The 14,238-nt window shown below is 66.0% G+C and carries 10 protein-coding genes, 3 pseudogenes and 1 CRISPR repeat array; all 13 genes and pseudogenes read left to right on the forward strand.

What is annotated here, in order from left to right; all coding sequences use genetic code 11:
* Positions 1 to 24: 24 nt before the first annotated feature.
* The 13 genes and pseudogenes from cas3 to ACTTAG_RS11820 all read left to right on the forward strand — a co-directional run bounded on the left by cas3 (position 25) and on the right by ACTTAG_RS11820 (position 14,218).
* Complete coding sequence (gene cas3 / locus ACTTAG_RS11760; RefSeq protein WP_444462506.1) at positions 25 to 2,265, forward strand: CRISPR-associated helicase Cas3'; 2,241 nt, start codon at positions 25 to 27, stop codon at positions 2,263 to 2,265.
* A 92-nt stretch (positions 2,266 to 2,357) separates the two neighbouring features.
* Positions 2,358 to 3,056, forward strand: coding sequence for a type I-C CRISPR-associated protein Cas5c (gene cas5c / locus ACTTAG_RS11765; protein ID WP_444462507.1), 699 nt, complete (start codon positions 2,358 to 2,360; stop codon positions 3,054 to 3,056).
* Between the two features lie 2 nt (positions 3,057 to 3,058).
* Positions 3,059 to 4,087: pseudogene (gene cas8c, locus ACTTAG_RS11770) on the forward strand (type I-C CRISPR-associated protein Cas8c/Csd1); the annotation flags it as partial.
* Positions 4,088 to 4,154: 67 nt separating this feature from the next.
* Positions 4,155 to 4,820 carry a type I-C CRISPR-associated protein Cas8c/Csd1 gene (gene cas8c, locus ACTTAG_RS11775; RefSeq protein WP_444462508.1) on the forward strand — a complete coding sequence of 222 codons (666 nt, stop codon included), beginning with the start codon at positions 4,155 to 4,157 and terminating at the stop codon, positions 4,818 to 4,820.
* Positions 4,817 to 5,782: a type I-C CRISPR-associated protein Cas7/Csd2 gene (gene cas7c, locus ACTTAG_RS11780; protein WP_444462509.1), complete on the forward strand. Its 966-nt coding sequence runs from the start codon at positions 4,817 to 4,819 to the stop codon at positions 5,780 to 5,782. The genes cas8c (ACTTAG_RS11775) and cas7c overlap by 4 nt, the downstream gene beginning before the upstream one ends.
* Entirely contained in the window at positions 5,782 to 6,432 is a 651-nt protein-coding gene (gene cas4 / locus ACTTAG_RS11785; RefSeq protein WP_444462510.1) for a CRISPR-associated protein Cas4, read from the forward strand. The genes cas7c and cas4 overlap by 1 nt, the downstream gene beginning before the upstream one ends.
* Positions 6,429 to 7,463: a type I-C CRISPR-associated endonuclease Cas1c gene (cas1c, locus tag ACTTAG_RS11790; protein ID WP_444462511.1), complete on the forward strand. Its 1,035-nt coding sequence runs from the start codon at positions 6,429 to 6,431 to the stop codon at positions 7,461 to 7,463. Before cas4 ends, cas1c begins: the two co-directional genes overlap by 4 nt.
* A 1-nt stretch (position 7,464) precedes the next feature.
* The gene (gene cas2 / locus ACTTAG_RS11795; RefSeq protein ID WP_444462512.1) at positions 7,465 to 7,755 is read left to right on the forward strand and encodes a CRISPR-associated endonuclease Cas2; all 291 of its coding nucleotides are present in this window, start codon (positions 7,465 to 7,467) and stop codon (positions 7,753 to 7,755) included.
* Between the two features lie 180 nt (positions 7,756 to 7,935).
* A CRISPR array of direct repeats spans positions 7,936 to 9,832; the repeat unit is 32 nt; unit sequence GTCGCCCCCTTCGCGGGGGCGTGGGTCGAAAC.
* Positions 9,833 to 9,853: 21 nt separating this feature from the next.
* A pseudogene (locus ACTTAG_RS11800) lies at positions 9,854 to 10,036 on the forward strand (integrase); the annotation flags it as partial.
* 90 nt (positions 10,037 to 10,126) lie between these two features.
* Positions 10,127 to 10,378 carry a type II toxin-antitoxin system RelE family toxin gene (locus tag ACTTAG_RS11805; protein WP_108130263.1) on the forward strand — a complete coding sequence of 84 codons (252 nt, stop codon included), beginning with the start codon at positions 10,127 to 10,129 and terminating at the stop codon, positions 10,376 to 10,378.
* Between the two features lie 11 nt (positions 10,379 to 10,389).
* Positions 10,390 to 10,734: a helix-turn-helix transcriptional regulator gene (locus ACTTAG_RS11810; RefSeq protein ID WP_444462513.1), complete on the forward strand. Its 345-nt coding sequence runs from the start codon at positions 10,390 to 10,392 to the stop codon at positions 10,732 to 10,734.
* A gap of 240 nt (positions 10,735 to 10,974) precedes the next feature.
* Positions 10,975 to 12,391 (forward strand): annotated as a pseudogene (locus ACTTAG_RS11815) (transposase).
* 228 nt (positions 12,392 to 12,619) lie between these two features.
* Positions 12,620 to 14,218: a phage minor head protein gene (locus ACTTAG_RS11820; protein WP_444462514.1), complete on the forward strand. Its 1,599-nt coding sequence runs from the start codon at positions 12,620 to 12,622 to the stop codon at positions 14,216 to 14,218.
* Positions 14,219 to 14,238: the final 20 nt, after the last annotated feature.

Genomic DNA, 14,238 nt, shown 5'->3' on the forward strand with positions numbered 1-14,238 from the left:
TGGCCGCAGGGAGCAAGGACCGAGATGACCCATTATGCCCATTCGGGAACGCGCGACGACCGGTCCGACTGGCAAAGCCTGCCCGATCATCTGCAGGCGGTCGAAGGGCTGGCCCGCGCAAGGGGCGTGCCGCTGCGCCTTGGTGCGGCGGCGGCGCTGGCCGGGCGGCTGCACGATCTGGGCAAATACGATCCCGCCTTCGACCGGGTGTTGCGGGGCGCGCCGGGGCCGGTCGTCGATCACTCCACCGCGGGCGGGCGGGTGCTGCTTGACCCGGCCTCGGGCTGCCCGCAATTCGCGGCCGAGGCCTTGGCGCAGGCGATCCTCGGCCACCATGCGGGGCTGCCCGACACCGACACCGGCGCGGACAACAGCTGTCTGAGGCAGCGGATCGGCCGGCCGGGGGCGGTGCTCGACCCGGAGTGGACGACCCATCTGCCCGCCGATTTCGGCGCGGTCGCGGCAGAGCTGGCCGCCCGGGTGCGCCGGGACCGGAGCAAGGCCGGGTTCGACCTGTCGGTCGCGGTGCGGATGGTGTTTTCCTGTCTGGTCGATGCCGATTTCCGCGACACAGAGGCGTTTTATGACGCGCTCGAGGGGCGCGCGCGCGACCGCGACTGGCCCGGGCTGCAAGAGCTGCTGCCCGATCTGCAGGCGCGTTTCAACGCGCATATGGCCGGGTTCGACGCCACGACCGGGCTGAACCGGCTGCGCGCCGACATCCTTTGCCATGTTCGGGCCAAGGCCGCGATGCCCCCCGGCCTGTTCACCCTCTCCGTGCCGACCGGCGGGGGCAAGACCCTTGCCTCGCTGGGCTTTGCGCTCGATCACGCGGCCCGCCACGGGCACCGGCGGATCATCCATGCCATCCCCTACACCTCGATCATCGACCAGACCGTCAAGGTCTTCGGCGAGGTTCTGGGGCCGGAACGGGTGCTGGAACATCACGGCGCCCTTGAGACGGAGCAGCTGCGGCCCGGCAGCCGCGACAAGATCCGGCAGGCGATGGAGGATTGGGCCGCGCCGCTTGTCGTCACGACGAATGTGCAGCTTTTCGAAAGCCTGTTCGCCGCGCGCCCCGCCCGTGCGCGCAAGCTGCACAATATCGCCGGATCGGTGATCGTGCTGGACGAGGCGCAATGCCTGCCGCGCACTCTGCTGGCGCCGACGCTGGCGATGATCGACACGCTTTGCGCGCAATATGGCTGCACGGTGGTGCTGTGCACCGCGACGCAACCGGCCTTTGACAGCAGGCATTTGCGCGACGGCGGACTGGATCTGGCGGGGCGGGAACTGGCGCCCGATCCGGAGGCGCTGGCCGGGCAGCTGCGGCGGGCGCGGATCGTGCAGGGGGGCGCGATGGAGGATGGTGCGCTGATCGCGGCGCTGGCGCAACGGCCGCAGGGCTTTGTGATCGTCAACAGCCGCAAACATGCGCTGGCGCTGTATCAGGCCGCCGGGGCGGCCGGGCTGGAGGGGCTGATCCATCTGACGACGCGGCAATATCCCGCGCATCGGCGCAAGATCATCGAGAGCATCAAGACCCGTCTCAAGGACGGCGCGCCCTGTCGGCTGATCGCCACCAGCCTGATCGAGGCCGGGGTGGACCTTGATTTCCCCTGTGGCTGGCGGGCCGAGGCGGGGCTGGATTCGGTCATTCAGGCCGCGGGGCGGGTGAACCGCGAGGGGAAAAGGCCGGTCGAGACCTCGGTGCTGACGGTGTTTTCCGCGCCGGACAATGCCCCGCCGGGGGATGTGGCGCAGCTTGCCAAGGCGATGCGCGGGGTGGCGGAACAGTTCGACGACCTGCTGGCCCCCGCCGCCATCCGCGACTGGTTCGAAAAGGTCTACTGGCAGGCCGGGCCGAAGCGGCTTGACCCGCAGGGGCTGCGGGACAGGTTCACCTTTGACGGCCGCAGCACGAATTTCGCCTTTCGCAGCGTGGCCGAGGCCTACCGGATGATCGACAGCCCGATGGTGCCGGTGATCATCGCGCGCGAGCCGGAGGCGCAGGGCTGGGTCGGCAAGCTTTGGGACGACTGGGAAAAGTCCGGCACCCTGGCCCGCGCGTTGCAACCTTTCACGGTGCAGATCCCGCAAAAGGCGCGCGACACGCTGCGGGCAAATGGCAAGGGGGAGTTCAGGGCGCCTGACCTGCGCGGCGATGCGTTTTTCGTGCTGACCGACCCCGCGCTTTACCGCGAGGATTTCGGCCTGTGGTGGGAACAGGCCGAGTATCTGAGCGCCGATCAGAGCTTTGTTTGAGGCGGCAGATCCTGACGCGGCCTCGCCCGCATGATCTTCCGCTTTGCGCGACTCAACCCAAGGGGTAAGCTGGTGGAAATTTGAGGTGATCCATGTCTTATGGTATTCGGCTGCATGTCCGGGGTCACAACGGGCTTTTCACCCGCCCCGAATTGAAGGTGGAGCGCGTCAGCTATGACGTGATGACCCCCTCGGCCGCGCGCGGCATTCTTGAGGCGATCCACTGGAAGCCCGCCATCCGCTGGGTCATCGACCGCATCCATGTGCTTGAACCGATCCGCTTCCAGTCGATCCGCCGCAACGAGGTGGGGCACAAGGCGCCCACCGGGACGATCCGGCAGGCGATGAACCGGGGCGATCTGGGCGGGGTTCAGCTTCTGGTCGATGAAGACCGCCAGCAACGCGCCTCGACCGTGCTCGTCGCGCCCGCCTATGTGATCGAGGCGCATTTCACCCTGACCGACAAGGCCGGCGCCGAGGACAACGAGGGCAAGCATCTGGATATCTTCAACCGCCGCGCCGAACGCGGGCAGTGTTTTCACCAGCCCTGCCTTGGCACCCGCGAATTTGCCGCGCAGGTCGCGCTGATCGCCCCCGGGGCCCCCCTGCCCCCGCGCAACCCCGCGGCGGAAACGGCGGATCTGGGCTTTGGCACCCCGCGCGATCTGGGGCTGATGCTGTGGGATATCGACCATGCCGCGCCCGGCCGCCCCTCGATGTTCTTTCGCGCAAGGCTGGTCGAGGGCGTGATGGAAGTGCCCGCCCCCGGCTCGGCGGAGGTGCTGCGATGAGCATGCTGGCCTCGCTTGTGCGCGCCTATGACCGGCTGCCCGATGCGCCGCCCTATGGCTATTCGACCGAGAAGATCGGCTTTTGCGTGGTCTTGACCCCGGAGGGCGCCGTGGCCGAGGTGATCGACCTGCGCGATACGGACAAGAAGCGCAGCCCGCGCATGCTGGCGGTTCCGGCTTGCCCGAAACGCTCGGGCCAGACGCCGCGGCCGAATTTCCTGTGGGACAATGTCAATTACGCGCTTGGGGCCGGGACATTGTCCGACCCGTCGGATCAGAGGTTCGCAGCCTTTCGTGACAAGCATCTGGACTATCTGGAGCCCTCGGACGATCCCGAGGTGAGAAGCTTCTGCGCCTTCCTGCGCAGCTGGTCGCCCGAAGCCCTGTCGCGACATTTCGATCCGGAGAAGTTGCCGACCGAAGGGATCGTCTTTGCCTGCGCCGACAGCTACCGCGATCATTTCCTGCATGATGCCAAGGCCTTGCGGGCGATCTGGGAGACCGAAAGGGCCCGTTGGACCGCCGTCGAAGGCAAGGCCGCGGCAGAGGCCGTCTGCCTTGTCTCGGGGGCAAGGTCCGCGATCGCGCGCACCCATCCGCCGATCAAGGGGGTCTGGGGGGCGCAGGTCGCGGGGGCGGCGATCGTGACCTTCAACGCGGATGCCTATGAATCCTACGGCCATGAACAGGGCGACAACGCCCCGGTGTCGGAGGCCGCGGCCTTCGCCTATACTACCGCGCTGAACCGCTTTCTGGAAAAGGACAGCGGGCACCGCCTGCAGATCGGCGATGCCTCGACGGTGTTCTGGGCCGATGCCGCCGAGGCCGAGACCGCCGCCCTGGCCGAGACCTTCTTTGGCGGATTTTTCGATCCGGGCGCCGCGGAACGGATCGCCACCGACCGCATCGGCGCGCAGCTCGACCGCATCCGGCGCGGCGAGCCGCTTTCCGAAGTCGCGCCGCAGCTTGATCAGGGGGTGCGCTTCTGCGTTCTGGGCCTTGCCCCCAATGCGGCGCGGCTGTCGGTGCGGTTCTGGTGGGAAAACAGCTTCGGCACGCTGACCCGGCATTATCAGCATTTCGTCGAAGACATGCGCCTTGAGCCCCCCCCCGCACGAGGGCTGGCCGCCGCTCTGGCGCTATCTGGTCGAACTGGCCGTGCAGGGCAAACGCGAAAACGTGCCGCCGCTGATCGCCGGGGACTGGATGCGCGCGATCCTGACCGGCACCCCCTACCCGCTGACGCTGCTTTCGGCCACGCTGATGCGCATCCGCGCCGATGGCGAGATCAATGCGCTGCGTGCGGCGCTGCTCAAATCCGTCCTGATCCGCAATTTCCACGCAAAGGAGGCCCCGGTGGCACTTGATCCCGCATCCAAAGACACGGGCTATGTCTTGGGTCGCCTGTTTGCGGCCTATGAAAACATCCAGAAAGCCGCGCTTGGCAGGGGCGTGAACGCGACGATCCGCGACAAGTTCTATGGCTCGGCCTGCGCCACCCCGGCGCGCGTCTTCGGGTCGCTTGCGGCCAATGCGTTCAACCACCTGGCCAAGATCCGCAAGGAAAAACCCGCCTTCGCGCATTACCTTCAGGACGAGCTGCAGCAGATCACCAATTTGCTGGAGATCGGCGCCGATCCTTTCCCGTCCTCCCTGTCGCAGGAATCGCAGGCGAAATTCGCGCTGGGATATTACCACCAGGCCAGCTTCCGCAAACCTGCCGATCCCGGGCAAGAGCCCCATTCCGAGGAGCATTCCCAATGACCATCCTGTCGCGCCGCCACGATTTCGTGCTGATCTTCGATGTCACGAACGGCAACCCGAACGGCGACCCGGACGCGGGCAACCTGCCGCGGCTTGATCCCGAAACGAGCCACGGGCTGGTGACCGATGTCAGCCTCAAACGCAAGCTGCGCAACTATGTCGAGCTGGCCCGCAGCGGCGAAGCGGGCCACCACATCTATGTGCAGGAAGGCGCGATCCTGAACGAGAAGCACCGCGAAGCCTATGTCGCCAAACGCGCCGAGGACCCCAAGGCGCTGAAAGAGGCGCAGGAGGCGAAGAAGCTCAACCCCAGGGGCGACGACGAAGCCCGGGCGCTGCGCGACTGGATGTGCGCGAATTTCTTCGACGTGCGGACCTTTGGCGCGGTGATGTCCACCGGCATCAACTGCGGTCAGGTCAAGGGGCCGGTGCAGATGACCTTCGCCCGCTCGGTCGAGCCGATCCTGCCGGTGGAAATCTCGATCACCCGGATGGCCGCGACGAACGAGGCGGAACAGACCAAACGCGCCGAGGGCGAGGATGCTGACGCCCGCACCGACAACCGCACCATGGGGCGCAAGCATATCGTGCCCTATGGGCTTTACGTCGCGCATGGCTTCATCTCGGCCAAGTTCGCCGAGCGCACCGGCTTTTCCGAGGCCGATCTCGATCTGCTTTTCGAGGCGCTGGCGAACATGTTCGAACATGACCGTTCCGCCGCGCGCGGGGAAATGACGACGCGCAAGCTGATCGTCTTTGCGCATGAAAACGCGCTTGGGAATGCGCCGGCGCATGTGCTGTTCGACCGCGTCCGGATCGGCCGCAACGTGGATGGCGCGTTCCGGGATCTGGATGACCGCGGCCTTGGCAATCTGGCTCCGGCGCGGAAATTCGCCGATTACCGCATCGAGATCGACCGCGACGGCCTGCCCGCGGGCGTCGAGATCCGCGAGCTGCTCTGATGGCCGCGCTGCCCGCCGAGGTGGAGACGATCCCCCTCTCGGCGGTGCAGCATGCGGTTTACTGCCTGCGGCAGGCGGCGCTGATCCATCTCGAACGGCTTTGGGAAGAGAATATCTTTACCGCGCAAGGGGATGTACTGCATGCGCTGGCCGACAAGGGTGGCAGCCGTGGGGGCCGGAACGGGCGGCGGGTGCTGTCTTTGCCGCTGGGCTCGGCGCGGCTGAACCTTTCGGGGGTGGCCGATCTGGTCGAATTCCGCCCCCTGCCCGGCGGCGGCGAGCGCCCCTTTCCGGTCGAATACAAGCGCGGCAAGCCGAAACTGCACCGCGCCGACGAGGCGCAGCTTTGCGCCCAGGCGCTGTGTCTGGAGGAGATGACCGGCCAGCCGGTGCCCGAGGGCGCGCTTTACTATGCCCAGACGAAGCGGCGTGTCACCGTGCCCTTCGATGCCGAACTGCGCGCCCTGACCGAAGCCACCGTGGCCGAGCTTGCCGCCGTCTTCGCCAGCGGTGTCACCCCGCCGCCGACCCCGCAGCGCAGCCGCTGCCGGGCCTGTTCGCTTCTCGACCTCTGCCGCCCCGACACCGTCGCCCGGCCGGTCAAACGCTGGCGCGACCAGACCCTGGCCCGGCTGTTGGAGGCGCGATGAAGAAGCTGCTGAACACCGTCTATGTCACCACCGAAGGGGCGGCGCTGCGGCTGGAGGGCGAGACCCTCGTGGCCGAGATCGAGGGCGCCGACAAGACCCGGGTGCCGTTGCACATGCTCGCCTCGGTCGTGGTGTTCGGGCCGGTGCTGCTGACGCCCGCGCTGATCGCCGCCTGTGCGGAACGCGGCATCACCCTCGTGCTGCTGGGCCGCAACGGCCGGTTTCAGGCCCGCGTCGAGGGCCCGGTTTCGGGCAATGTGCTGCTGCGTCGCGAACAATACCGCCGCGCCGATACGCCCGAGGAGATCGTCCGGTCCTTCGTTCTGGGCAAGGTGTCGAACCAGCGCGCGGTGCTGCGCCGGGCCCTGCGCGACTATGGCGCGGAGATGGAACCGCCTGCGCGCGCGACACTTGAGGCCAGCTGCGAGCGCATGGCGCAGATCCTGCGCCGGGTGCAATTGGCCGACAGCACGGTCGAGGAAATGCGCGGCTCCGAGGGCGAGGCGGCCAATCTTTACTTCGCCGTCTTCGATCATCTGATCCGCGCGCCCGATGCCGAATTGCGCTGGACGCTCCGGTCCCGCCGCCCGCCGCTTGATCCGATGAATGCGCTTTTGTCGTTTCTTTACACGCTTTTGACGCATGACTGCCGCTCGGCCTGCGAGGCGGTGGGGCTGGATCCGGCGGTGGGCTTCCTGCACCGCGACCGCCCCGGCCGCCCCAGCCTTGCCCTTGATCTGATGGAGGAATTGCGCGCCCCCCTGGCCGACCGGCTGGCGCTGTCGCTGGTCAACCGCCGCCAGCTGCGGGCGGGCGATTTCCGGCAGATGGAGGGCGGCGCGGTGCTGTTGACCGATGAGGCGCGCCGCACCGTGCTGACCGCCTGGCAAGAGCGCAAGCGCGAGGAGCGGCTGCATCCGTTCTTGCAGGAAAAGGCCCCCTTCGGTCTGGTGCCCTTCCTGCAGGCGCAAATGCTGGCGCGCCATCTGCGCGGCGATATCGACGCCTATCCGCCCTGGTTCTGGAGTTGAGATGCTGGTTCTGGTCACCTACGACGTGAACACGCTTGAAGAGGGCGGCAAGAAGCGCCTGCGTCGGGTGGCCAAGGCCTGCGAGGATTTCGGCCAGCGGGTGCAATTTTCGGTCTTCGAGATCGAGGTCGATCCGGGCCAATGGGTGAAACTGAAGGCCCGGCTGGAGGCGATCATCCGGCCGGAGTTCGACAGTTTGAGATTCTATTACCTCGGCGCGAACTGGGAACGCAAAGTCGAGCATGTGGGTGCCAAGCCTGCGCTGGATCTGAACGGTCCGCTGGTTCTGTAAGGCTGCGAACCGCAAGCGTGCATCGATTTCCGGGCCGGTTCGCAGCCTTGCGGTTCTTTGAAATCGTGAAGAAAGACGCGCGTGGCAGCGTCCGAGCGGAGAAGCGGTGCGTCATTCTGACATCGGGTTCGCAATGGCTTCCGGATTAGACCAGTCGGCGAAAGGGGTTACATAAGGGCCGTCGCCCCCTTCGCGGGGGCGTGGGTCGAAACGCGGCCTCTCGCAGCTCCTCGGCGATCTTCGACCGGTCGCCCCCTTCGCGGGGGCGTGGGTCGAAACCGCTCGACCCCGGCCCGCTGATCGTGTCGATGATGGTCGCCCCCTTCGCGGGGGCGTGGGTCGAAACTTGAAAAAGGTTTAAATGATTTTATTGATTACGGTCGCCCCCTTCGCGGGGGCGTGGGTCGAAACCGCTGGACCGATGCGGACCTGAACGGTGCCGGGAAGTCGCCCCCTTCGCGGGGGCGTGGGTCGAAACGTATCCGTCGATCACCGCGCTTGCGATGGCCGCGTCGCCCCCTTCGCGGGGGCGTGGGTCGAAACAGCCCGAACAAGCGTGGGGCCTGACGGTGCGCGTCGCCCCCTTCGCGGGGGCGTGGGTCGAAACGGGCAAGACCCAGATCTGTCCATCGGCGGGCTGTCTTGTCGCCCCCTTCGCGGGGGCGTGGGTCGAAACGGGACGCCGAGGCGGCCTTGAACGCTGAGCTGGGTCGCCCCCTTCGCGGGGGCGTGGGTCGAAACCATACGCTCGATGATCCGCGCGGCCGCGTTGTAGGTCGCCCCCTTCGCGGGGGCGTGGGTCGAAACTGGCGGGTTCGAAAGCCCCGCCGCGAATGCCGAGGGTCGCCCCCTTCGCGGGGGCGTGGGTCGAAACAGCGCGCTCGGGAGCAATCCGGTCTATACCGCCCGCGGTCGCCCCCTTCGCGGGGGCGTGGGTCGAAACAAGGACGTGCGGTTGCCGCTGCAGGTGCGGGTGACGTCGCCCCCTTCGCGGGGGCGTGGGTCGAAACCGCCAATTGGCGGCAGGTATTACGCACCATGAGGGGTCGCCCCCTTCGCGGGGGCGTGGGTCGAAACGGCCGGTCTGGGGATTTTGACCCAGCATCAGATGGTCGCCCCCTTCGCGGGGGCGTGGGTCGAAACCGGCGCCTGTCTGGCCCTGAGGCGCTGCAGCTCTAGTCGCCCCCTTCGCGGGGGCGTGGGTCGAAACATGCAGGTGCAGCTTACCGGCACCGCCCATATGGGGGTCGCCCCCTTCGCGGGGGCGTGGGTCGAAACAGTCCACGATGATCCGTTGTCAGTCGAGTATTCTGTCGCCCCCTTCGCGGGGGCGTGGGTCGAAACCCGCGAGGGTCAGCCAGCCCTTTTCGCAGTCCCGCGTCGCCCCCTTCGCGGGGGCGTGGGTCGAAACTGCCACCGTCTCGCGGAAGAAACGGGGCGGCAGGTGTCGCCCCCTTCGCGGGGGCGTGGGTCGAAACGGCGCCGATCAACTACGCCTCGGAGCGCGGGCAAGTCGCCCCCTTCGCGGGGGCGTGGGTCGAAACGGTCTGCCCTACATCGCGGAAGGGCTGCAGCAGGTCGCCCCCTTCGCGGGGGCGTGGGTCGAAACAGGACTATCTGAAAACGGGTGGCGCGAACCTTGAGTCGCCCCCTTCGCGGGGGCGTGGGTCGAAACCAAGCGATGCTGCAAAAGTGGTGAAAACCGCGCTTGAGTCGCCCCCTTCGCGGGGGCGTGGGTCGAAACAGGTGAAAGGTTTTGTCGGAATCATGGACACATAGTCGCCCCCTTCGCGGGGGCGTGGGTCGAAACCTCCGGCGCCGGGCGTGGCGCTATGTGGTCAGATTGTCGCCCCCTTCGCGGGGGCGTGGGTCGAAACAGCAGTGAAAGCACCCCTGCCCCCTCTGAAAGGAGGTCGCCCCCTTCGCGGGGGCGTGGGTCGAAACCAGCGGTCAAAAGCGACCTTTCGCAGGTCATACCGGTCGCCCCCTTCGCGGGGGCGTGGGTCGAAACACCCGCCGCGCTGTCGGCAATTGGCGTTGGCGCAGTCGCCCCCTTCGCGGGGGCGTGGGTCGAAACGACAGCCGCGGGCCCTTCGGCGAGCCCAGTGCCTATGGCACGCATTCGATGCGGCGCACGAAGGTTGCGCAGATCTACAAGAAGACAGGAAATCTGCGCGCCGTGCAGCTGCTCTTGGGCCACACCAAGATGGACAGCAGGGTTCGGTATCTGGGCGTCGATCTGGAAGATGCGCTGACGCTGTCGGAGGGGATTGATCTATGACCTTTGCCTGGCCGGCGCTTGCCGGCCAAGCTTGTCGCGCAGGGCGACATTTAGCTTGACTTCCGCCGAAATGTCGCCTAGAGCTACATCATGAAGCAGATCAGCTACACCAAAGCAGCGATCAAGGCATTGCGGCGGATGCCCTCGAATACCGCTGCGCTGATCCGCGCCAAGATCGAAGCCTATGCGCAGGACCCAAGCGCGCAGGCCAATAACGTGAAGCCCTTGAAGGGCCGGGAGGGTATCCGGCTGAGGGTCGGGGATTGGCGGGTGATCATGGATGATCAAGGCAATGTTCTGGCCGTTCTCGATATCGGGCCGCGGGGCGGCGTCTACGACTGAAAGGGTTTGACATGAACGAGATGGTGACGATCCCGCGCGAAGAATATGACCGCCTGCGGGCTGCCGCGGAGGATCTGGCCGACCTGCAAAGCTATGACCGCGCCAAGGCTCGGCTCGCGGCGGGAGAGGACGAATTGATCCCGGCAGAGTATGCGAACCGCCTTCTGAATGGCGAAAGCGCCCTGCGCGTCTACCGCGATCTGCGCGGCCTGACCCAGGCTGCACTGGCCGAAAAATCGGGCGTGAAGCGGGTCACCGTGGCCGAGATCGAGACCGGCCGAAAGCAGGGCTCGGTCGCAACATTGCGCACCTTGGCCGATGCGCTTGGCGTGAGTCTGGATGATCTGACGGAGTAACGTCGGCCCTCTGCTGCCGATCGAAACGGGCTTCATGCGGCGGTGCGGTTGCCCCGAAGCGGCCGTTTATGGTGTGGTGCAGAAAAATCCCGAGCCGGCTATCGGGTTGTGTCTCGGAATTGGTGGAAATTTGAAGGCGGCGTAATCTCCGGGTGAACTGCAACCACCCAGCCGGCGGCGCCAACCGCCAGGGAGAGTGAGGGCCTGACTGCCAGCGGTCCGAAGGAAGGCCCGAACGCCATGACCGAGATTACCGGGAACCCCGCGCTTTCGCTACTGTCTGACGCTGCGGGCTACGACCCGATCGAGGATCGCCTGCGCGCGAGCGTCCGGGCCATGATCGAGACGATGTTCGAAGAGGAGTTGGCCGATTTTCTCGGCCGCATGCGCTATGGCCGATCCGAAGGTGCCGCGAAAGGCTATCGTCACGGGCACCGCGACCGCCAGCTGACCGGAACTTTCGGCACCGAAACCTTGCGGGTGCCGCGCGCGCGGATCGAGGCCGAAGACGGCAAGGTCACGGAATGGCGGTCGAAGGCGTTGCCGCGCTACCGTCGACTGACGAACTGAGCCGGAACAGGAAAGGCCCCAGTGGGGCGTTTCCCCGGCGAAGGCAGAAGCTCTGATCGCGGCGGTCTACCTTGCGGGCACCAACACCCGTCGGGTGAAGCGGGCGCTGGTCAGCCTGTTCGAGGGCGCCGTGAGCAAGGACGTGGTCAGCCGCACCCGGGCCGAAAGGTGAAGGTGGATTGGGAGGCGTGGTCGGCGCGCAGCCTGGCCGATGAGGACATCGTGCGGTTGATCCTTGATGGCACTGTGGTTCGGACGCGCCTGGACAAGAAGGCGACGAATATCTCGGTGCTGGCGGCCCTCGGGGTGCGCCGCGATGGGCAAAAGGTGCTGCTCGCAATTCAGAGTGAAGCGGTTCAGAAAACGCCCCAGTGGGGCGTTTTCCCGCTGAACGGGCGGCGAAAGCCCGTCTTCGACCTCGCAACGCCCCACCGGGGCCTTGCGTCCGGCTTTGCCGGACCGGCCTCGACCCTGGGGCCAGTTCCTCGCCGATCTCGATGCACGGGGCCTGAAGCGGCCCGAATTCGTCATCGTCGATGGCGCACCGGGGCTTGAAGTATGAGGAGGGTCAGAAAACGGTCCGGTGGACCGTTTTCCCGACGATTGGCTCGTGGCGCTGTGGGGTGAGGAACTCGCCATCCAGCGTTGCACGGTCCACAAACATCGCAACCTGCTGGCCCATGCCCCCAAGCACCTCCACGACGAGTTGACCGAGGACTATCGCGACATGGTCTACGCCGACAGCGCCGCCGAGATCGAAGCGCGCCGCAAGGCGTTCGTGCGGAAATGGCGGCTCAAATGCCGGGCGGTGGCCGAGAGCCTCGAAGAAGCGGGCGAACGCCTGTTCACCTTCACCCGGCTTGACCCGTCGCAATGGAAATCGGCACGCACAACCAACGCGATCGAACGCTTGAACGAGGAATTCCGCCGCCGCATCAAGACCCAGACCGTGCTGCCCTGCGCGCAAACCGTGCCGATGCTGCTCTGGGCCATGCTCGCGGCGGGACAGATCCAGATGCGCAAGGTCGACGGTTGGGAAACCCTGTCACAGCCCCTCGAGCCGATGCCCCTTGACCTCGCGGCTTGAGAAAGCGAACCTTGAAACGCTCGGAGAACGCGCGCAGGCAATTTCCACCACCTTCGAGACATGACCGGCTATCGCTGGGGGCAGGTCAGTGTCAATAAACTAGGGGCACCTCACTCCGCCAAGCACGACCGAACGCCACCCAAATCCAACCTTCTCTGGGACCGAACGGTTCGTTAACTCTTCCAGGCCCAAAGTGAGGTAGGTTCCCCGACATCTGCAGGGGGAACCATGAGTTCATTTGTCAGCTTCAACCAGTTCGTACGACACGGCGGCCACGCGACCATTGTCCTCGGCCTTCGTGCGATTGAACCTGCGATGGAGCTAAAGCAGGCGCGACTGGACAGTACCGTCACGGATGCATTTGAACAGCGGCTGCGCGAGCTTGCGGCAGAGAATTGGTCCGCCTTGACGGGAGCGTTCGCGCGTGCAGGCATCGTCGCTGATCCGACTGTCGAAGACGTAGAGACCGAGATTTCCCGCGAGCGGGCTGACTTTTCGGAACAGGCTTCAGCGATCATGGCAACCACTGACCCGAGCGTTGCTGACGCCGATGTTTCGACACTTTCCGATTGGCTCGCGCGTCGATTTCTGACCCAGATCAACGAATGGCGCCAGCGACGGTTGGGCGTGACCCATTTTGTCTGGCGGACGCAGGACGATGAGAAGGTCCGCGCGGCGCACGCCGAACGCGATGACAGGGTCTATTCCTGGCAAGACGAATTCCCCGATGGTCCGCCCGGTCACGGCTACAACTGCCGATGCGTCGCCGAACCGGCGATCGTCGACGGAACGATCCTGCTCACAGATTTCCCGACATCTCCAGACCTCAGCGAGAGGATAGCCCAGGCGCAAGCCGACGGGCTCACCGACGCAGCGGCAGATGCAGCAGCAGGCGGTGCGATTTCGGTCTACAATCTGTTCCGCTTTTCGTGGCTTGGTTACCGGCGCCTGTTCGGTGTGATCACGCCTGAGGAGGAGGCCGAGCGCCTCGCCATGCGCGAAAGCCTGGCCAGCGCCATTCGAGCGCTCGCCGATCTCGACGCCGAGACCGTCCGCCAACTGAGCGAAGCCTTCGTCGACTATTTCGACGCCAGACACGCGGACCTGCGTCTGCTCGACCTCGAATTCCGTCTCGGGCTCGCCTCGGAAGACGCATTGCTCAAGGCCTATCGCGACGTCGCCTATCTGGACGCAGCGACAACGCTCGGGGGCGTGGCCCTTACGACGACGCTCGCACGGCTTGGGGTAGGGGTAGCACGGTTCTCACCGCGGGCAGCAATCGTCGGCTTGCGCTCGGCTGCCCTGCGCATCGACGGCATGATCGCCATGCGGAGCGCCACGGTCGACAGCTTCGTCGCGCGCAGATTTGCCGAGTTGGCAACGCAGGGGCACGGCCCGCAGCGTCACGAAGGCGCGGTCACTCGACAGATGCTGATCGACCGCGTGTCGCTCGGCATAGATCCGATGACCGGGACTTCGAGAGACGGCGTGACCGGGAGACCGCACCGCGCGCCACCGATTGCCAGCCGTATCACGTCGCCTGAGGCATTTGTTGCCGCCGAGCGCTTCGTGCGGCGAACGCCCGAATATCGCGCGGCTCGAGACGCTGCGCAATTCGAACCGGCATATCAGCGCGGCAGCTTCCTCGTCGTTCTTCCTTTGGAGGACGCGCTTGGCCCGGACTACCTGCGCCTCGTAGAGGGAGTCAGGACTGCCGGCGGAGGCGCCATCAGCGCGGATTTCGATCGTGGCAACCTGCTGGCTGTATTCCGCCATGTGCCGGGCAGTGAACCTGCGCTCGTCACCATGTACCCGATCACGAGGTAGAAAATGGTCAGCCTAGACAG

The organism is Rhodobacter capsulatus, from assembly GCF_052363185.1.
GTDB classification, from domain to species: domain Bacteria; phylum Pseudomonadota; class Alphaproteobacteria; order Rhodobacterales; family Rhodobacteraceae; genus Rhodobacter; species Rhodobacter capsulatus_E.